Raw genomic sequence first — 19,881 nt, 5'->3', positions numbered from 1 at the left:
TGGCGCAACCGCACCCTGCTTCACTTGACGGCAAACGGACGCCCCGCATACCGGCGCGTGTGATACACCCTGTGAATGTGGTTGGCGCCAAGCCAGCCACCCCATGTCGCCGTCACCAAGGCCAGCAAGCCACTCAGGAAGCCAATCCACAGCACCATGGACGCATAGCGCGCCGCTTGTTCGGCCCGGGCCTTAAATTGAGCTTGTGCCGTCGACACATGACTCGACCAGCTGCTCAAGGCTTGGTCGATGGATTCGGGAGTTTCTGTGGTGGAGGCAAGAAGAATGGCCTTGGCGGCGGCCTCGTGCCCTGAGAGCAGCGCATCGACCACAGCCCCCTCCGTCGACAACTCGGCCGGCACGGCCTCACCATGGCTGGCAAAGCGATGCACATCTGCCCGCAGCACCCACACGGCCTCATCGTTCGTCATGACCATCGAGGCGTGGCCTGACGGGCCGACCGAATCGTCGACCGGCTTATCGTGATGAAAGGCGAAACCCATCCCCAGCGAGAGCCAAAGGGCGGTAGCGGTCAACGACAGTCCCCACACCGCAACACCATGCATGGCGCCCATGGTTTCGTCCGACTTTCCATCGAACCAACTGGCAAACATGCCACCAACAAAAAGACCAGCAATCCAACTCAAGACCACCCACACCGCGGTGCCAATGCCTATGCCCTTGGCCGTAGCGGCGACATCATGAGGATTAAAGGCTGCAAAGCCCAGCGCCAATCCCGCGACATAAAGCAGGCCTGCCATACCGGTCGCCACCAACCAGCCCGCGAGAATAGCGCCCCAGTTCATCACTGGGTGGATGGGGCCACCCTCCACCAGTACAGAAGTTTCCATGACTTGTGCCATGACATCACCCTCGATAGGTCAGTGAGCAAACGGTGTCGACGTCATGCCTCAGGCACAGCCACGCAACAGCGATATGAGGATAAGCACGGGAATAGGTACACCCAGCAGCCACAAGAAAACATAGCCGATACCACCTCGCTGCTTTTGCGCGCCGTAACCCAAGGCTGTTCTGCGAGAACCACTGTTTTTCAGCGACATCGTGGCGTTCTCCTTTGGCGGGTTGAGAGGACCGAGCCTGGGCACTTACCGTGCGGCGGAACGCGTTATTGCCATGTGATATTTCACGCGATGCGTCGTGATCTCCGTGAATGGATAAGCGATAGCGTCAGCCACTCGCGGGCCTGCGCTCGCCGAACCAGCGCGACGCCGCCCGCGCCGCTTTCTCATGGTCAAGATCCCCCTCGTCGACCCAGGCGACAACGCCATCGGGACGCACGAGCAACGCGTTCAGGCCAAGGCGATCCTGGGCGTCGCTAGCGACATACGTGATACGACCATGCCAGTGGCTTGCGAACTCCCGCCACGGCGCATGCGACGCAAAGTCCAACCAGAGGCCACGCCCGTCTCCTAGCAGTGCGGCCACGCTGGCACCGCTGGCCAGCGCGAAATCGGGAACGGTGCAACCCACCAGTGGATGACTGTCGCCCAAATCGTAGCGTAGAGAAATGCCCCACACGCGCCCGGCGACATAGGTCGCACCGTCGCGTGTATCCATGAGGTCGCGAATAATGGCCTCGAGCGCACGTGAACTGGGGCTCGGTCGCATAAGTGCAACCTGTGCGCGTGACCAATCGAGAACGTGCGCCCCGATCGGATGCCGCTCGTCCTGATAGCTGTCGAGCAAGCCCGCTGGCGCGTCGCCGCGACTCGCGGCGGCCAGCTTCCAACCGAGGTTCATCGCATCGCCGATCCCCAGATTGAGCCCCTGACCACCCAAGGGCGAGTGAACATGCGCAGCGTCGCCAGCAAGCAGAACCCGTCCCCGGCGATAGGCGGCAGCCTGGTACGCACGATCGGTCCAGGTGCTGGCGAGCCGCAACGCGGTCAAGGTGACTTCCGTTCCGGAGATACGGCGCAACACGGCCTGCACATGGTCGAGCGTGATGGGCTGGGTGCGATGAAAGGCGCCGCCATCGAAATCGACCATCGCGATCGTTCCAGGCCGGGCATAGGTATACATGCCGGTCGCGGTATAGGTGCGGCCAGTCCGGAGTGCATCCGGTTGCTCCATGTCGACCTGGAGGGAATAACCCGTGAACTCCGGTTCCGTGCCGACGAAGTCGAAGCCGCCCACCTTGCGCACCGTGCTTCGACCACCATCGCAACCGACCAGCCAGCGACCACTGAGGGTATCGTGCGCCGTGCGAAGGATGACTTCGTTCTCCGTTGGCTCGAATCCGTCGACGGCAATGCCCCGCCGGATCTCGGCACCCATGGCGATGGCCCGCGTCGCGAGAACCGCTTCCAGCGACGCCAAATCCACCATCAAACTGGTGCCGACAGGACTCGGCAGGCGATAGGGCCATCGAGCGGCATCGACCTGGTCATGGAAGAACGGGATGCCGGCGAAGTGGCCCGCCGGACGCCGTGCTTGCTGCATCCAGTGTGCCGCCGCCCGCGTGGCGCCCGAGGCGTCGTTCGCTCGCTGCGCCTGGACAACGGCGTCCAGCAGTCCACGGCGGGATAATGCTTCCAGGGTCGGCGCCGAAAGGCCGCGCATGCCAAATGGAAGGCGCTTCAAGGGCGACTGCGCGTCCTCGGCTTGTTCCAGCACCACGACCGACAGGCCGTAGAGCCTGAGTTCACAGGCGAGGAAAAGACCGACGGGGCCCGCGCCGGCGATAACAACGTCATAGGAATTCGGATGAAGGCTGGTCATGAAAGACTCCTGGGTCGATATTCGACCGGAGCGTTCCTCGGGTTCGAGAGCCACACGGACGAATGATGGGACGCGCGTGGCGTCCGATATTCGTCGCGGGGATCTCAAGCGCGAAGCCAAAGACCAGAGCTTTCGTTACCGAAAGGACTTGGGCTTACCAAACCAAGTCTGCCTTTTCCGACGCGGCCACGTTAGCACGTCCATCGAGGGGCGTACTAGCCGCCGCCAAGCCCTGGGCATCGCCACCCGCGATGGCGACCACTCACCGTTGAAACGGGGACATTCGACAAAAGGCATGGCGCGGTGCGAAGGCAGCCCGTTGCTATGGGAAGGCCATGCGCGCTGGCGACCTATCCGAGCCTGACGTAAACACGGTGCTCGCCTCCATCATCGGCAAGCGGGATCTGATCCGTACCGAGCGCCTCGCCATCCAGCTCCATCGACGCGACGCCACCGTTGACTCGATCTGGATTCTCGATGGCAATCACGTACCGCGTCAGCCCGTGCTGACCGCCACGATGCCGGTAGACAACCTCCAGGCGCGGCCAGGACCTTGGAATGCAAGGATGGATTCGCAGGCTCCCGCCACGCCGTTGAAAACCCACGATAGCCTCCAGTCCGGCGCGGTAGAGCCAGCCGGCCGAACCGGTGTACCACGTCCAGCCGCCATGGCCGACATGGGGGCTCTGTGAATAGACATCGGCGCAGGCAACATACGGCTCAACCCGGTAGCGCGCGACCGCCTCCGCCGATTCGGCGTGCCGAATGGGGTTGAGGATGTCGAACAACGCGGCCGCCCGATCACCTTGCCCGAGCATGGAGTAAGCGAAGATCGACCACGTGGCGCCGTGAGTATATTGACCGCCGTTCTCACGCATCCCGGGCGGGTAGCCTTTGATATAGCCGGGGTTCCATGGCGTGTGATCGAACGGAGGCGCAAACAGCAGCGCAATCTTTTCATCGCGACGTATCAGGTACTTCTCGACGGCGTCCATCGCTTTCGCCGACTTGTGCGGATCTGCCGCCCCGGACATCACGCTCCACGATTGCGCGATGACATCGATCTTGCATTCGGCGCTCCCGCTCGAACCCAGGGGCGTGCCATCGTCGTAGTAGCCCCGCAGGTACCATTCGCCATCCCAGCCAGCCTCGCCATTCAGCGCCACCTGCAAGCTCGCGGCATAAGCCTGCCAACGATCGATTCGCGGCTGATCGCTGCGGGCGCTGGCATACGGCAGAAAATCCCGAATCGTCGACAGCAGCAACCACGCGAGCCAGATGCTTTCGCCGCGCCCTTGCGCGCCGACATTATTCATGCCGTCGTTCCAGTCTCCGGTGCCGATCAGAGGAAGCCCGTGCGCACCCAGCGTCATGCCGGAATCGATTGCCCGCGCGGCATGCTCGTAGACGCTGCCGCGCTCGCTGGCGATGCCCGGCTGGTAGAACGCATCGACGTCGCCCTCCTTGATGAGCGGCCCATCCAGGAAGGGCACGATCTCGTCCAGCACGGCCTTATCGCCCGTCGTCGCCACGTAATGGGCGGCAACGTAGGCAAGCCATATTCGGTCGTCGCTGATCCGCGTGCGGATACCCTGCCCTGATGGCGGCAGCCACCAATGCTGCACATCGCCCTGCACGAACTGTCGACCCGCCGCCCTCAGCAGGTGCTCGCGCGCCAGATCGGGGCGAGCCACGCACAGGGACATCGCATCCTGGAGCTGATCGCGGAATCCATAGGCGCCGCTTGCCTGGTAGTAAGCCGTGCGCGCCCACATGCGGCATCCAAGTGCCTGATAGAGCAGCCAGTCGTTGAGGAGAATGTCCATGGCACGATCAGGCGTGGTGACCTGTACGGTATCGAGCACGTCATCCCACAGCGATCGAACGTCCGCCAGGACAATATCAAGATCGATTACCCGGTACTTCTGCACCAGTGACTGCGCTTGCGTGATCGACAAGGCCTCGCCGAGCATGAGCCGCAACTCGACCTGCTCGCCGGGCGCCAGTTCCATCCATGCCTGCAGCGCTCCACAGGGGTCGAGCCCCGCACCCACCCGACCCGATAGCGGCGCACTGTCGACCAAGGCGAGCGGGCAGTCGACCGCACCAAACCGGCCAAGAAAGTCCAGGCGACTTCCCGTCATCGACTGCTGCAGTCCGCCGAGATCCATAAAGGCCACTCGCTCGCTGAATGGGGCACGCCAACGATTGCAGGCGAATAGCGCACCGGTCTCTACATCGCGCGAGGTGGTGACGAAGGGAGCCGGTACGGTGCCGTTGGCGCCCAGCGCCCATGCCACGTATGCAGTGATCGACAAGCGTCTTTTGCGGTTCGACGCATTGCGGAGGCGAAGTCGAGATAGCTTGATCGAATCCTGCGTCGGCACGAACTGCAAAAGCTCGACCTCGATGTCATGTGCGGCATGGCTGAAACGGCTATAGCCCTTGCCGTGTTCGATGAGGTAAGTCGCATGGGGCACGCGAACCGGCGCCGCGGTGGCGCTCCACCATTGGCCACTATCCTCGTCCCGTAGATACAGCACCTCGGAGGGAACATCGCTGACCGGATCGTTTGGCCAGGGCGTCAATGGATTCTGCTGGCTGTTGTCCGACCAGGTGTAGCCGCCGCCCTCCGCCGAGACCAGGAATCCAAAGTCCGCATTGGCAATGACATTGATCCAGGGGCTTGGTGTGCACTCGCCGCCATCAAGAGTGATGGTGTAGCTGCGCCCGGCGCTGCTGAAACGACCCAAGCCATTGTCAAACTCGCCTGCGGCTGTCGCCGGTGCTGACCGAGGGGCCGGAGCGTCACCTGGAGTCCACGGCATGAACCGCGCAGACGTGCCAGCGATCGCCGGGCGTGGCTGCGCAATCGGCGCAGGGAGGCCCGTGGCGGCGTCCAGCACGATGCGCGCCACCGTCGCCAGGCCTTTGTGCACCGCGTCGGACATATCATCATGGCGAAGCGCGAATGCCTGCGCCGTGGCGACCGAACCCTGGGCCTTGAGATCATCGTTCTGGGCGGCGACACGCTGGCTCAACATCGCATGCCATGCGTCGTCGCCCGCATCACCGTTGGCCAGCAGCACAAGGTCGACACCCAGTTGCTTCGCCCGCCAATAGCGCTGAGCGAGCAGCAGTTCGTCCACACACGCCATATCGGAGGCGCGGACGATGCGCAACAGGATGATGGGCCGGTCGCCGGAGATGCCGCAGCTCCATAACACCGGCGCTCCCCCGACACCCTGCTCAAGCCGCTCGGCGGGAGATCGGAGCGCAGGATCGGCATACAACAACGCCGCCGTGATGCCATCGAAACGTGCGGCCAAGCCCGCATCGATTCCCAGGCGCGCCTGCTCCGCTTTTACATGGGCCGCCGAACCATCGAGGATGTCTTCATCCGGCACGCGCCCATCCACGGAGCGGATCAACGCGAGCACGTCCGCGCGCGAGCTCGCCAACGCGGTCAGGAACCTAACCTGCACACGGGCACCGGCCGCTACGCGCACATGGCGCCGAATACTGAAGACAGGGTCCAGCACGCTGCCATGGGTACCCGACAATGCGGCACCCGCCTGCATGGCCTGGGCACTACGAAGCGTTCGCCCACGCCCCAGAAAACGCATGCGGTCCGACTCATGCTGGTCATCGACGTCGGTGCCAGGCGAAGCCACGACCCGATGCGCAGCCCACACTTCGGGCTCATCGGGTGATCGGCGTCGGCGAGTAGCCAGCAGAGCCGCATCCTGCCCCACCCACTCGGTTTGCACGAACATCTTGGAGAAGGCCGGATGGGCCGCATCCGCAGCAGCCGGCCCAAGCACCATCTCGGCATACGATGTCAGCGAGATGGTGCGATCGCGCGTACCTGTATTGGAAAGCGTGATGCGCCGCCACTCGATATCCCGATCCGCAACAACGGCGATATCCAGCTGGCTGGTCAGCGATTCATGCTGGCACGTCATGCGCACGTAGCCATCGCAGAACTCGCTGGCATGCGCATCGCCAGCGGCACCGTAGGGCTGTGGCGTCGAGGACCAGGTTTCGCCGCTGTCCTCGTCCCGCAATAACAGGTAGCTGCCCCAGGCATCGCCCACGGGATCTTCGCGCCAACGCGTGACGGCGAGCCCGCGCCACTGGCCATAGCCGGCCCCCGCCGCATTCACCATCACGGTATAGCGCCCGTTGGAGAGCAACTGCGCTCGCAACGGCGTATCAGCGGATGGCGGCAAGCGGGACGGCATGAGGCGTCGTGACTCCGTACGCGCAATAGCGACGCGGTTTCGCATCGCGAGCGGCCGAGCATAGGGCCACTTGGGAGTAATACCGTGTGAAGCCTCCACCCTGCCTGTGCGACCGCGTCGAGAAGCGATGCGCGCGGCGATCTCCCGCACCTTTCCTACACGCGGCACATACACCCGTTTGCGACATCATCACTGACCTCTTTCCGGATAACGTGGTGAAGCCCCATCCATTCAGGCGGCCCTATCTGGGACTCATTCGATGGCACAGCTGACTACGCTCACGGATGAAGCCATGCTCGATCGGCTGCAGCATGCGGCGTTCGACTATTTCTTGCAGAACACGAACCCGCGCAACGGATTGGTGGCCGACACCTCCCGCCCCGGATCGCCCGTCAGCATCGCCGTGGTGGGCTTCGCGCTGGCTTCATACCCGGCCGCCGTGGAGCGCGGCTGGCTGGATCGCCGCAGTGCGGTCCAACACTGCCTCGCCGCACTAAGCTTTCTGCGCGATTGCGACCAGAGCGGCCGCCCTGAGGCCACCGGCTACAAGGGCTTCTATTACCACTTTCTCGACAGGGAGAGCGGCGCCCGCGTATGGAGCTCGGAGCTGTCGATGATCGATACGGCGCTACTCATCGCCGGCGTGCTTGCCGCAAGCATGTACTTCACGGCAGCAACGGAGCATGAAGCCGAACTGCGCGAGCTTGCCGACGTTCTCTATCGGCGCATCGACTGGCGCTGGGCACAGGGCGGCGGCGACACCATACGGCAAGGCTGGAAGCCAGAATGCAGCTTCTTGCACTACGGCTGGGAGGGCTATAGCGAGGCCATCCTGCTCTATGCCCTGGCCATGGGCTCGCCCACTCACCCCATCACCACGGCTTGCTACAAATCCTGGACGGCCACCTACCAGTGGGAAAATCTCTACAACAACGATTATTTGTATGCGGGGCCACTGTTCGTACATCAGTTCTCGCACGCATGGATTGATTTTCGCGGCATCCGCGACCGCTTTATGCGCGAGGTACGCTCGGACTACTTCCAGAACTCGCGCAGAGCCGTCGCCATCCAGCGCGAGTACGTGCAACGCAATCCCCATGAACTGGCCGGCTACGACGAGCGCTGCTGGGGCCTATCCGCCTGCGACGGCCCCACCGACGAGCAGCCGGGCGTGCACAACGCGCCGCGACGGCTGTTTGGCTACGCTGCCCGGGGCGTGCCCTACGGTCCCGATGACGGCACGCTATCCGCCCCCGCCGTGCTGGCATCGCTGCCGTTCGCGCCCGATATCGTGCTGGAATCGATACGCCACATGATCGATCGGTATCCCGACATACTCACGGATGACCGCCTGGCGAGCAGCTTCAATCCATCGGTCGTCAATGGCCGCGGCGAGCCCTGGGTATCGGCCGGGCACTACGGGCTCGACCAAGGCATCGTGTGCATGATGATCGAGAACCATCGCACCGAAGGGGTATGGCAGTTGATGCGCAACTGCGCCTACCTCCGCAACGGACTGCATCGCGCCGGCTTTCGTGGCGGCTGGCTGCCATCAGGCAACCATCTCGACAAGGAATCACCCTGATGCCGCATCCGCGCGACCCATCGATCAGCACGCCCCAGGATGCGTATGAGCATGAGCGCATCGCCAATGTTCGGCCTCGCGCCTGGAGCAACCCCAACGCCTCGGCGCCTTATCAGCTGGTCGTGATCGGCGCCGGCCCCGCCGGGCTCGCTGCCGCCAGGGTAGCCAGGGCGCTGGGCGCCAGGGTGGCATTGATCGAACGCAACATGATTGGGGGCGACTGCCTCAATGACGGCTGCATCCCCTCCAAAACCATGATCCGAACGGCACAGCTATACGCGGAGATGCGCGACGCGCGCCGCTACGGCGCCCAGGTGCCACGCGATATCAGCGTCGACTTTCCGGCCGTGATGGAACGGGTCAGGCGCATACGAACCCATCTCAGTGGCGGCGATTCCGCCCAGCGACTGGCCCAGGACGGCATCGACCTGTTCTTTGGCGACGCCCGTTTCTCCGGGCCGGACGCCTTGATGGTCAAGGGAGACGTGCTGCGTTTCGAGAAGGCACTGATTGCGACCGGCGCCAGCCCCATGATTCCGTCGATCCCCGGCCTGGCGGAAGCGGGCTATCTGACCAACGAGAACGTGTTTGACCTGACTCAATTGCCGCGCCGCCTCATGGTCATCGGCGGTGGACCGCTGGGCTGCGAGCTGGCCCAGGCGTTCTGCCGGCTCGGCGCCCAAACCACCATCGTGCAGGACATGCCGCTGTTCCTCGGCAAGGAGGAGCGCGATGCCGCCCAGATCCTTTCCGACGCATTCGCCCGCGACGGCATTGAGGTTCGACTCAACACCAGCGCCATCGCCGTGCGCGTGGAAAATGGCCAGAAGCTGGTTGACCTGGTCAGTGACGATTATCGGAATACGGTGGCCGTGGACGCCATCCTGACCGGGGTCGGTCACGCACCCAACGTGCAGCAACTGGGGCTCGACGACGCCGGTGTCGACTACGACCTCGACGACGGCGTACGCGTCGACGATTTTCTGCGCACCAGCAATCCCAGCATTTATGCCGCTGGCGACGTATGCCTGGAGCATAAGTACACGCATACCGCCGAGGCCGCGGCGCACATCGTGGTGCAGAACGCCTTGTTTGGCGGCCGCGAGCGCCTCAGCGAACTGGTCATTCCATGGTGCACTTTCACGGACCCGGAGATCGCGCATGTCGGCCTCTACGTGCGTGAGGCCAATCAGCTGGATATACCGATAAAAACCTTCACCATCCCCATGCACGAAATCGCACGCGCGGTGACCGACAGCGAAGAAAACGGCTTCGTGAAAATCCACGTCAAGGGCCGCACCGACAAGATCCTCGGCGCCACCATCGTCGCCCGCCACGCCGGGGACATGATCAATGAAATCACCCTCGCCATGGTGACGGGCATTGGCTTGCGCACACTCGCCCGCGTTATCCATGCCTACCCGACCCAGGCGGCGGCGATCCAGCAGGCCGCGCAGGCGTACTACCGCACGCGCTTCACGCCACGCCTGCAGGCCAGGGCCCGCCGCTGGCTGGCCCGATAGCGCCATGAGGCGCGCGGCAACACGCACCCTGTCACGCGACCTTGCCCGCCATGGGCGCACCATGCGGGCTTGCGGCAACGCTGCGCCCTTCACTTCACCCCAGGAGATCTCATGAACATCGGCATGATCGGCCTCGGCCGCATGGGCGCCAACATGGCACAGCGCCTCACGGGAGGCGGACACCAGGTGGTGGGCTTCGACCCCAAGCCCGACGCACGCAAGGCGCTGGAGAGCAAAGGCGCCCACTCCGCCGACTCACTCGCCGCCCTGGTCGCGGCGCTGCACGCGCCGCGCGCGCTATGGCTGATGGTGCCGGCCGGGGACATCACCGATAGCACGCTCAAGCAGCTGCTGCCGCTACTGGCGCCTGGCGACACCGTCATTGACGGCGGCAACTCCAATTACAAGGACACCATGCGCCGGGCCCAGACGTTTGCGGCCCAGCAGATCCATTACATCGACTGCGGGACCAGCGGCGGCGTCTGGGGCCTGGCCGAGGGGTACAGCCTGATGATCGGCGGCGAGGCGGCGGCGGTCGAGCGCATGCGCCCTATCTTCGAAACACTTGCGCCGGCCAAGGACCAAGGCTGGGGCCGCGTGGGCCCCGTCGGATCCGGCCACTTCACCAAGATGATTCACAACGGCATCGAGTACGGAATGATGCAAGCCTATGCCGAAGGCTTTTCGATCCTTCGGCACAAGCAAGAATTCGCACTCGACCTGCATGAGGTGGCGGAAATCTGGCGCTACGGCAGCGTGGTGCGCTCCTGGCTGCTGGACCTGACCGCAGCGGCGCTGGCGAAGAACCCGAGCATGACCGGCATCGCGCCTTACGTCGCCGATTCAGGCGAGGGGCGATGGACCGTGGATGAGGCCATCGACCTCAACGTGCCCGCGCCGGTTATTACCCAGTCGCTGATCGAACGACTGCGCTCGCGCGACAACGACTCATACTCCGACAAGCTGCTGTCGGCCATGCGCAACGAATTCGGCGGACACCCCATCAAGAGCGAGTGACCCACTCGCCCTCCGCCGCATTCACTTATCGAGCAGGGCCATGGCGCGAGCGCAGACGTTGTCGACCGTGAAGCCATACTCACGCAACAGCACCTCTGCCGGCGCCGAAGCCCCGAAACGCTCGACGCCGAGCATGTCGCCGCGTACGCCGACATAGCGCTCCCAGCCCTGCGACACGCCCAGTTCGATGGCGAGTCGCGCCCGGACCGATGGCAACAGCACCCGGTCGCGCTCCGCTTGCGGCAACGCCTCGAACAACTCCCAGCTCGGCATGGAGACGCAGCGCACGGCGACGCCCTGTTCTTGCAGGCGCTGCGCCGCTTCAAGCATCAGGCTCACCTCCGAACCGCTGGCGATAAGTATCAACGCGGGCTCGCCGGAAGGCGCGTCACTCAGGATATAGGCACCCTGGCGCACACCATCGGCGCTGGCATAGCGCTGCCGATCGAGCGTGGGAAGGTTCTGCCGGGTCAACACCAACGCCACCGGGCCGTGCGCCTCCACCGCTACCCGCCAGGCCACGGCCGTCTCATTGGCATCCGCTGGGCGGATCACAACCAGATTGGGAATCGCCCGCAGGTTCGCCAATTGCTCCACCGGTTGATGGGTGGGGCCATCCTCGCCCAGCGCGATGCTGTCATGGGTAAACACATGCACGATGTGCAGCCCCATCAACGCGGCCAGCCGAATGGGTGGTCGCATGTAGTCGGAAAAGATCAGAAAGGTCGAGCCGAACGGAATAAAGCCACCGTGCGCGGCAAGGCCATTCACGATAGCGCCCATTGCATGCTCGCGCACACCAAAATGGATATTGCGTCCCCGCGAACTCCAGCCGGCCGGATCCGAGCCTTGCATGTCTTCGTTGCTCGACGCGGCCGGATTGAAATCGCCCTGATCCTTCAGCTCTGTCTTGGTCGATGGATTGAGGTCGGCGGAGCCGCCGATCAATGGCGGCAAACGTTGCGCTATGGCGTTCATCACCTTGCCGGACGCATCGCGCGTGGCGAGGCCTTTGGCGTCAGCGGCGAACACCGGGATATCGGCATCCCAGCGTGGCGGAAGCTCAGCCGCCAGACTGCGCTGCAATTCGGCCGCAAGCTCCGGAAACGCTTCTACGTAAGCGCGCAGCCGCTGGTCGAATGCCGCCTCGTGCTCGGCGCCGCGCGCCACTGCCTGACGGAAATGCGCAAGCGCTTCGTCCGGTATCAGGAAGTCCGGTTCGACGGGCCACCCCAGGGTCTGCTTGGTCTTGCGCACACCCTCCACGCCCAGCGGGGAGCCGTGCGCCTTGAAGCTGTCCTGCTCGGGTGAGCCATAACCCAGATGCGTCCGCACCAGGATCAACGACGGCCTGCGATGCTCCGCATGCGCGGCATGCAGGGCGGCCTGGATGGCATCAAGGTCATTGCCGTCGCCCACCCGCACCGTGTGCCAACCGCAGGCTTCGAACCGGCGCGCGCGATCCTCGGAGAACGTGATGTCGGTACCCGCGGAAAGGGTGACGTAGTTGTCGTCGTAGAGGCACACCAACTTGCCCAGCTGCAGATGCCCCGCCAGCGAAACGGCCTCCGACGCCACGCCTTCCATCAGGTCGCCGTCGCTGACGATGGCGTAGGTGTGATGATCGATCACCCGATGACCGGGGCGGTTGAAGCGCGCCGCCAGCTGGGCTTCGCCGATAGCCATGCCTACCGCATTGGCCATGCCCTGCCCCAGCGGCCCGGTGGTGGTTTCGACCCCCGGCGTATGGCCGCGCTCGGGATGTCCCGGTGCCTTGCTGCCCCATTGACGGAAGTGCTTGATGTCGTCCAGCGAAAGGTCGTAGCCACTCAGGTGCAGCAGGCTGTACAGCAACGCCGAGCCGTGCCCGGCCGACAGCACAAAGCGGTCGCGATCCACCCACGCGGGGTTGTGCGGGTTGTACCTCAACCATCGGGTCCACAGCACATAAGCCATGGGAGCGGCCCCCAACGGCATGCCGGGATGCCCACTGTTGGCTTTTTGCACCATGTCCACCGAAAGAAAACGGATGGTATTGATGCACAGTTGGTCGAGTTTGGCGGACATGTCGGCTACCTGCGGGGCAAGAAGGAGGGATCAGCGTAGGGAGTCAGGCCGCATCGCCCTTGAGTGCCGCATCCACGATCTGCTGCGCCTCTTGCAGGATCGATTGCAGATGGGCGCCATCTGTGAAGCTTTCGGCGTAGATCTTGTAGATGTCCTCGGTACCTGATGGCCGCGCGGCAAACCACCCATTGGCCGTGGAAACCTTGATGCCGCCCATAGGCGCGTTGTTGCCGGGTGCGTGGTCGATCACGCTTTCGATCTTCTCGCCGGCCAGCGTGGTGCTTTGCACCTGCTTGGGCGAAAGCCTCGCCAGCCGCGCTTTTTGCTCGGGCGTCGCAGGCGCTTCAACGCGATCGGCCACCGGCTCGCCCAGGGCTTGAACCAGCGACTGATATCGCTCGGCAGGATCGCCCTCGTGGCGCGCCGTGATTTCTGCCGACAGCAGGGCCGGCACGATGCCGTCCTTGTCGGTGGTCCATACCTCGCCATTGCGGCGCAGGAACGACGCGCCGGCGCTCTCCTCCCCGCCGAACCCCAGCGACCCGTCAAGCAAGCCACTCACGAACCACTTGAAGCCGACCGGCACTTCATAGAGTCGCCGCCCCAACCGCTTGGCGACACGATCGATCAGCGCGGTGCTCACCACGGTCTTGCCGACGGCAGCCTTGGCGCCCCAGTGCGGACGGTGGTTGAACAGGTAGTCGATCAACACCGACAGGTACTGGTTGGGCACCATCAAGCCGCCGCTGCGCGTGACGATGCCGTGGCGATCGTGATCCGTATCGCAGGCGAAGGCCACGTCGTACCTGGACTTCAGCCCGATCAACCGCTGCATGGCATAGGACGACGAAGGGTCCATGCGGATCTTGCCGTCCCAATCGACGGTCATGAAGCCGAACTGCGGGTCCACCTCCTCGCTGACCACGGTGAGGTCGATGCGATAGCGCTCCGCGATCGGCGCCCAATAGTGCACGCCAGCGCCGCCCAGCGGGTCCACGCCCATATGGATGCCGGCACCGCGGATCGCGTCGAAGTCGATCATGCTGCCGAGATCGCCTACATAGGTATCGAGGAAATCAAACTCATGCGTGGTCGACGCATGGCGTGCCCGTGCGAACGGCACGCGCCGGACCTCCCGCAGGCCACCCCGCATCAAGGCATTGGCCCGATCCTGAATCCAATCGGTGATATCGACATCGGCCGGACCACCGTTGGGCGGGTTGTACTTGAAGCCACCGTTATCGGGCGGATTATGCGAAGGCGTAATCACGATGCCATCGGCCAGCCCGGCGCTTCGCCGATGGTTGTAGCCGAGAATGGCGTGGGACACCGCGGGCGTGGGCGTGAACTCCCCACCGCGAGCGATCATGGTTTCCACGCCATGGGCGGCCAACACTTCCAGCGCGCTTTCGAAGGCCGGCTGCGATAGCGCGTGGGTGTCCAGACCCATATAGAGTGGCCCGCTGATCTGCGCGCTCTTGCGGTACTCGCAGATGGCCTGACTGATGGCCAGCACGTGCCATTCGTTGAAACTGCGATCGAAGGAACTGCCCCGGTGACCGGAGGTGCCAAAGGCCACCTGCTGCGACGGCAGCGACGGATCGGGGCGAAGCTCGGTATACGCCGCCAGCAACCTGGCCACGTCGACCAGCAAGGAGGGCGGCGCCGGCTTTCCGGCCAGCGGACTGATAGACGCGCTCACGAGCGCGCCTCACGCAACCGGCGATACCGTTGAATCAACGCATGGGTGGAGCTGTCATGGCCAAGTCCGCTGGCGTCCTTGCTGGCGATCTCGCCCTCGACGCGCTTGGCCAATGCCTTGCCGAGCTCCACGCCCCACTGGTCGAACGAGTCGATATGCCAGATCACGCCCTGCACGAACACACTGTGCTCATACAGTGCCACCAATGTACCCAGCGTGTAGGGGTCTAGTCGCTCGGCAAGCACCGTCGTACTCGGCCGATTGCCCTCAAAGGTGCGCGGGGGCACCAGATCAGGCACAACGCCATCCGCCCTCACCTCGTCGGCGGACTTGCCGAACGCCAGGGCTTCGCTCTGCGCGATCAGGTTGGCGATAAGCAAGTCGTGCTGGTCGCCGCCATGCCCGTCCGGCAGCGGGTTCAACGGCTGGCAGAAACCGATGAAGTCACACGGAATCAAGCGGGTGCCCTGATGAATCAGCTGATAGAACGAATGCTGTCCATTGGTGCCCGGCTCGCCCCAGTAGATGGGACCGGTGTCGTAGTCCACCGCCGCGCCGTCGAGCGTCACGTGCTTGCCGTTGCTCTCCATCGTCAACTGCTGTAGGTAGGCCGGAAATCGCTTCAGGTATTGCTCGTAAGGCAGTACAGCCACCGTCGAGGCGCCGAGGAAATTATTGTTCCAGATACCGAGCAAGCCCATCAGCACCGGCAGATTGCTCTCCAGCGGCGCCTGGCGGAAATGCTCGTCCATCGCATGAAACCCGGCCAGCATCTCGCGAAAATGGTCTGCCCCGATAGCCAGCATGGTCGACAGGCCAATGGCCGAATCCATCGAGTAGCGGCCACCGACCCAATCCCAGAAGCCGTACATATGGCCGGTATCGATGCCGAACCTGGCCACCCCTTCGGCATTGGTGGACACCGCCACAAAATGCCTCGCGATCGCCCCACCCTTTTCAGCGTCGTCGCCACCCAATCTACGCAGGCACCATTCACGCGCCGCGTGCGCATTGGTCAGCGTCTCCTGGGTCGTAAAGGTCTTTGAGCACACGATGAAAAGCGTCTCGGCGGGGTCCAGGCCACGCGTTGCCTCGACGAAATCCGTGCCGTCGACGTTGGATACAAACCCGAACGTGAGTGCGCGCTGGCTGTAGTGGCGCAGCGCCTCATAGGCCATGACCGGCCCCAAGTCCGACCCACCGATGCCGATGCTGATGACATGCCGAATGGGTTTACCGGTGTAACCGCGCCAGGTTCCATCACGCACGTGCGCGGCCAGGCTGGCCATGCGATCGAGCACCTCGTGCACCTTCGGCACTACATTTTCGCCATCGACATCGATGCGCGCGCCCACCGGCGCCCGCAAGGCGATATGCAACACGGCGCGCCCCTCGGTGGTATTGATCTTGTCGCCACGGAACATGGCCTCCATGCGCTGCCTCAAGCCACAGGCCTCGGCCAGCTCGCGCAGCAAGCGCATCGTCTCGTCGACGACCCGCTGCTTGGAGTAATCGAAATACATACCGACGGCCTCGACATGAAGCCGCTCGCCTCGGGCGGGGTCCTTGGCAAACAGTTCACGCAGATGCTTGCGATCCATCTGCCTGGCGTGCTGCAGCAGCGCCTGCCAGGCCGGCAGCCGTGTCAGGCCCGCAGCGGATGGCGCGGCGGGAGACGGCATCATGACGCGGCCCGCTGCGCGGCCGTGGGAAGCCCGGCCCCCTTGTCCGCGATACGCTGCAGCAACTGCCGCCAGGATTTGACGAAGGATTGCGCGCCCTCGCTTTGCAACCGGCTCGCCAGCGCATCAAGGTCGATGCCCGCCCGCTCAAAGCGCGTCAGCACGCTCTCCGCGTCGCCACCATCCACGGCCATCACCACACTCGGCACGCCGTGCTCGGCAAAGGCCAGCAAGGTTTTCTCAGGCATGGTGTTGACGGTATCCGGAGCCGCCAACGCCTGGATATACAGCGTATCCGACGCACCGGGATCCTTGGTGCCGGTACTCGCCCACAGCAAGCGCTGGGGCAATGCGCCGGCATCGGCCAGCTTGCGCCAACGCGGTGCGGCGAGCAGTTCGCGATAGGCGCGATACGTGCGCTGGGCAACGGCGATACCCAGCTTGTTGTGCAGCTCGGCGGGAACCTTGTCGTTAACGGCCACATCCCAGCGACTCACGAACACGGACGCCACCGAGCCCACCCGTGGATCCAGCCCGGCCTCCAGGCGCCGCTCGATGCCGCGCATATAGGCCTCGGCGGCGGCGAGATAGTGCTCGCGGGAAAACAGCAGCGTGACGTTGATCGGGATACCGGCGTAGATGGAAGCCTCAATGGCGGGAAGCCCCTCAGGGAGCCCGGGAATCTTCACGAACAGATTGGGCCGGGCCGCTTGCGCGTGAATCTGCTGCGCTGCCTGGATGCTGCCGGCGGCGTCACGGGCGAGCAACGGCGACACTTCCATGGAAACCCAGCCGTCGACATGGCCGCTGGCCTCGTACACGGGCATGAACATATCCGCGGCACGGCGGAGATCCTCCAGCGCCAACTCCATGAACAGGCTTTCGCCGGACTTCCCGGCCTTCACTTTCTCGCGAATGGCCGCGTCATAGGCCTGACCGTTGCCCATGGCCCCATCGAAGATCGTGGGATTGGACGTGAGTCCGGTGATCGAGAGATCGTCGATGTAACGGTGCAAGGTGCCGTTATCGAGGATCTCCCGGGTGATGTTGTCCAGCCACAGGCTCTGGCCGAGATCGTGTAATCGACGGGTGGGTTTCATGGCTACTCCGGAGGGGCTGCCTTGGTGGTGGCGTCGCCACGGGTGCGGGCGACATGGAGCGTGGCGAGGGCGGGGAAATCCGCCTTCGCGAATCCCCGCAGATCGCTGATGTGGTCGATGGTGTAGTCGGGTGTGGGATCAGGCGCGGCCTGCGCCGCCTCAGCGGCGTAGTGCCCCTGACGAACGAATATGGTGCTGACCCGGCCGCCAAGCACTCGCTTGACCGCGGCAAGCAACCCCGGCTTGTCGTCGACCATGACGTAATGCGCAGCGGGATAGCGCTGCAGTGTCGCGTCGATCATGCGCTCCTTGTGCACATAGACCAGCACGCGCCCCGCCACCGCATCCCACAGACCCGTCCGCTGGATCTTTCGCGGCTGGAACACCATGTCGCCGTCGGAAAGAATCACCGAGGTGCCGATGGTTTCCAGGTAGCGGATGGCGTCCAGCGCATGCGGATAGATTCGCTCGACGAACGGGTAATCGAGCAGGAAGAACGACAATTGCAGCAGCGCCGCCTCGTTGGTGTTGTCGAGGCGAAACTGCTGGAGCGCCCCCAGGTAGTCGGCGTAGCCCAACGTGTCCCGCAGCCCGGCATAGATGGACCAATAGCGCTCGCGCTCGTCCTTGCCGAAGTCGCGATCGAGCTGCGCCGTGAGGTCGGCGGCAAAGCGATCGTTGTCGAGCAGGGTATTGTCGACATCGAGCAGGAACACCAGCGGAAGCGTCGTCAGCATGGCGTCGTGGCCTCTGCCTTGGGATCGTGCCAGCCATCGCCTTCCGTCACCAGATCGGCCGCCAACGCGGGGCCCCAGGTACCGGCGGCGTACTCATGCACGGGCTCGGCATCGCCCAACGCGGGATCGATCACGGCCCACGCCCTTTCGACACAGGCGTCACTGGTGAACTGCGAGGCATCGCCGTGGATGGCATCGCCCAGCAGTCGCCGATAAGGCTGCTCTTCCTGCGAGGGCTGATGGCGCGCTATCAGCTCCACGGCTTCACCACTCATGGGCTCGCCTGCCTTCTTGACGCGCGCGCCGGCCGATATCACGACTTCTGGACTGAGACGAAAGCGGAAATAGTTCGACTGCGCCAACGTGATCTCATCGAACACCGATAACGGCGGGCGCTTCAGATTCACCATCACCTCGGTGGCCGTGAGCGGCAGGCACTTGCCGGCGCGGATATAGAACGGCACACCCGCCCAGCGCCAGGTATCGATATGCAGGCGCAAGGCCGCGAACGTTTCGACCTGGGAGTCGGGTGCCACGCCTTTCTCCTCGCGATACCCCTTGAACTGGCCCCGCACAACCTCGCTGGGGTCCAGCGGGCGCATGGCCTGGAATACGCGGAGCTTCTCCGCGCGCATCGCGGCAGCGTCGTGACCAATGGGCGTATCCATCGCCAGTAGCGCGGTGACCTGAAGCAGATGGTTTTGCACCACGTCACGAAGGGCCCCGGCTTCCTCGTAGAAGCTGCCGCGACCCTCGACGCCAAAACTCTCGGCCATGGTGATCTGCACACTGTCGACGTAGGTGCGATTCCAGATCGGCTCCAGAAAGGTATTGGCAAAACGGAAGTAGAGCAGGTTCTGCACGGCCCCCTTGCCCAGGTAGTGATCGATGCGAAAGATCGACGACTCGGGAAACACCTGATGCAACGTGCGATTCAACGCCTGCGCCGACGCCAGGTCGCGACCGAACGGCTTCTCCACCACGATACGCGCGCCCTTGGCGCAACCGGACTTGGCCAAGCCCTGCACTACGGTGCTGAACATGCTGGGCGGAATGGCCATGTAGTGCAGCGGCCGCTGCGCGCCACCCAACGTCTGCTTGAGCTGACTGTAGGTGGCCGCATCGTTGTAGTCGCCATCGATGTACTGCAGCAGCGCGGAAAGCTTGGCGAATGCGGCGGCATCGACCCCGCCATGTTCATGCAGGCTGGCCTTCGCACGTTCTTGCAGCTGCTCCCGTGTCCAGCCGGCGTGTGCCACGCCGATGATCGGCATATCCAGCTCGCCCGCTTGAATCATCGCTTGCAGTGCCGGAAAGATCTTCTTGTACGCCAGGTCACCGGTCGCACCAAAGAAGACAAACGCATCGGAGGAAAGGCTCGTCATGACGGGTTGCGGGTTCCTTTATGACGCTGGGCAGGCAGCCGCTACAGCCAACGCGGCCAGACGAAGACCGAGCATGGCCCATGCCGCGTTAAGATCG

13 protein-coding genes are annotated in these 19,881 nt (G+C 63.9%); 3 read left to right on the top strand and 10 right to left on the bottom strand.

Annotation, left to right across the window (positions count from 1 at the left end):
• Positions 1 to 20: 20 nt before the first annotated feature.
• The 4 genes from JHD67_RS10330 to JHD67_RS10315 form a co-directional block, all read right to left on the bottom strand.
• Positions 21 to 863 (bottom strand): hypothetical protein, encoded by an 843-nt coding sequence (locus JHD67_RS10330; RefSeq protein ID WP_199099101.1) that lies wholly within the window; start codon positions 861 to 863, stop codon positions 21 to 23.
• Positions 864 to 911: 48 nt separating this feature from the next.
• Entirely contained in the window at positions 912 to 1,061 is a 150-nt protein-coding gene (locus JHD67_RS10325) for a hypothetical protein (protein WP_199099100.1), read from the bottom strand.
• Between the two features lie 127 nt (positions 1,062 to 1,188).
• Positions 1,189 to 2,742: an FAD-dependent monooxygenase gene (locus tag JHD67_RS10320; protein WP_199099099.1), complete on the bottom strand. Its 1,554-nt coding sequence runs from the start codon at positions 2,740 to 2,742 to the stop codon at positions 1,189 to 1,191.
• A gap of 350 nt (positions 2,743 to 3,092) precedes the next feature.
• A complete protein-coding gene (locus JHD67_RS10315) occupies positions 3,093 to 6,986 on the bottom strand; it encodes a glycosyl transferase family 36 (protein ID WP_199099098.1) in 3,894 nt (1,297 codons plus the stop codon).
• Between the two features lie 259 nt (positions 6,987 to 7,245).
• On the opposite strand from JHD67_RS10315, the gene JHD67_RS10310 reads away from it, so the two are divergent.
• From JHD67_RS10310 to gnd, 3 genes are all read left to right on the top strand, one after another.
• The gene (locus JHD67_RS10310; protein ID WP_199099097.1) at positions 7,246 to 8,571 is read left to right on the top strand and encodes a glucoamylase family protein; all 1,326 of its coding nucleotides are present in this window, start codon (positions 7,246 to 7,248) and stop codon (positions 8,569 to 8,571) included.
• Positions 8,571 to 10,094: a mercuric reductase gene (locus JHD67_RS10305; RefSeq protein ID WP_199099096.1), complete on the top strand. Its 1,524-nt coding sequence runs from the start codon at positions 8,571 to 8,573 to the stop codon at positions 10,092 to 10,094. The genes JHD67_RS10310 and JHD67_RS10305 overlap by 1 nt, the downstream gene beginning before the upstream one ends.
• Positions 10,095 to 10,205: 111 nt before the next feature.
• A complete protein-coding gene (gene gnd / locus JHD67_RS10300) occupies positions 10,206 to 11,111 on the top strand; it encodes a phosphogluconate dehydrogenase (NAD(+)-dependent, decarboxylating) (RefSeq protein WP_199099095.1) in 906 nt (301 codons plus the stop codon).
• A 21-nt stretch (positions 11,112 to 11,132) separates the two neighbouring features.
• On the opposite strand, the gene tkt is transcribed toward gnd, so the two are convergent.
• From tkt to zwf, 6 genes are read right to left on the bottom strand one after another with little or no spacing between them, the layout of a single operon-like run.
• Positions 11,133 to 13,178 (bottom strand): transketolase, encoded by a 2,046-nt coding sequence (gene tkt, locus JHD67_RS10295; protein ID WP_199099094.1) that lies wholly within the window; start codon positions 13,176 to 13,178, stop codon positions 11,133 to 11,135.
• A gap of 43 nt (positions 13,179 to 13,221) precedes the next feature.
• Entirely contained in the window at positions 13,222 to 14,880 is a 1,659-nt protein-coding gene (gene pgm, locus JHD67_RS10290) for a phosphoglucomutase (alpha-D-glucose-1,6-bisphosphate-dependent) (RefSeq protein WP_199099093.1), read from the bottom strand.
• On the bottom strand, positions 14,877 to 16,565 hold the full coding sequence (pgi, locus tag JHD67_RS10285; RefSeq protein WP_233171797.1) for a glucose-6-phosphate isomerase: 1,689 nt from the start codon (positions 16,563 to 16,565) through the stop codon (positions 14,877 to 14,879). The genes pgm and pgi overlap by 4 nt, the downstream gene beginning before the upstream one ends.
• On the bottom strand, positions 16,562 to 17,662 hold the full coding sequence (gene tal, locus JHD67_RS10280) for a transaldolase (protein ID WP_199099092.1): 1,101 nt from the start codon (positions 17,660 to 17,662) through the stop codon (positions 16,562 to 16,564). Before tal ends, pgi begins: the two co-directional genes overlap by 4 nt.
• A 2-nt stretch (positions 17,663 to 17,664) precedes the next feature.
• Positions 17,665 to 18,399: an HAD family hydrolase gene (locus JHD67_RS10275; RefSeq protein WP_233171796.1), complete on the bottom strand. Its 735-nt coding sequence runs from the start codon at positions 18,397 to 18,399 to the stop codon at positions 17,665 to 17,667.
• Positions 18,393 to 19,784 (bottom strand): glucose-6-phosphate dehydrogenase, encoded by a 1,392-nt coding sequence (gene zwf, locus JHD67_RS10270; RefSeq protein WP_199099091.1) that lies wholly within the window; start codon positions 19,782 to 19,784, stop codon positions 18,393 to 18,395. Before zwf ends, JHD67_RS10275 begins: the two co-directional genes overlap by 7 nt.
• Positions 19,785 to 19,881: the final 97 nt, after the last annotated feature.

This window comes from Dyella sp. ASV21 (genome assembly GCF_016428975.1).
In the GTDB taxonomy this organism is placed as follows: domain Bacteria; phylum Pseudomonadota; class Gammaproteobacteria; order Xanthomonadales; family Rhodanobacteraceae; genus Dyella.
The sequence above is the reverse complement of the archived record's forward strand: the minus strand, read 5'-3'. Positions and strand labels throughout refer to the sequence as shown.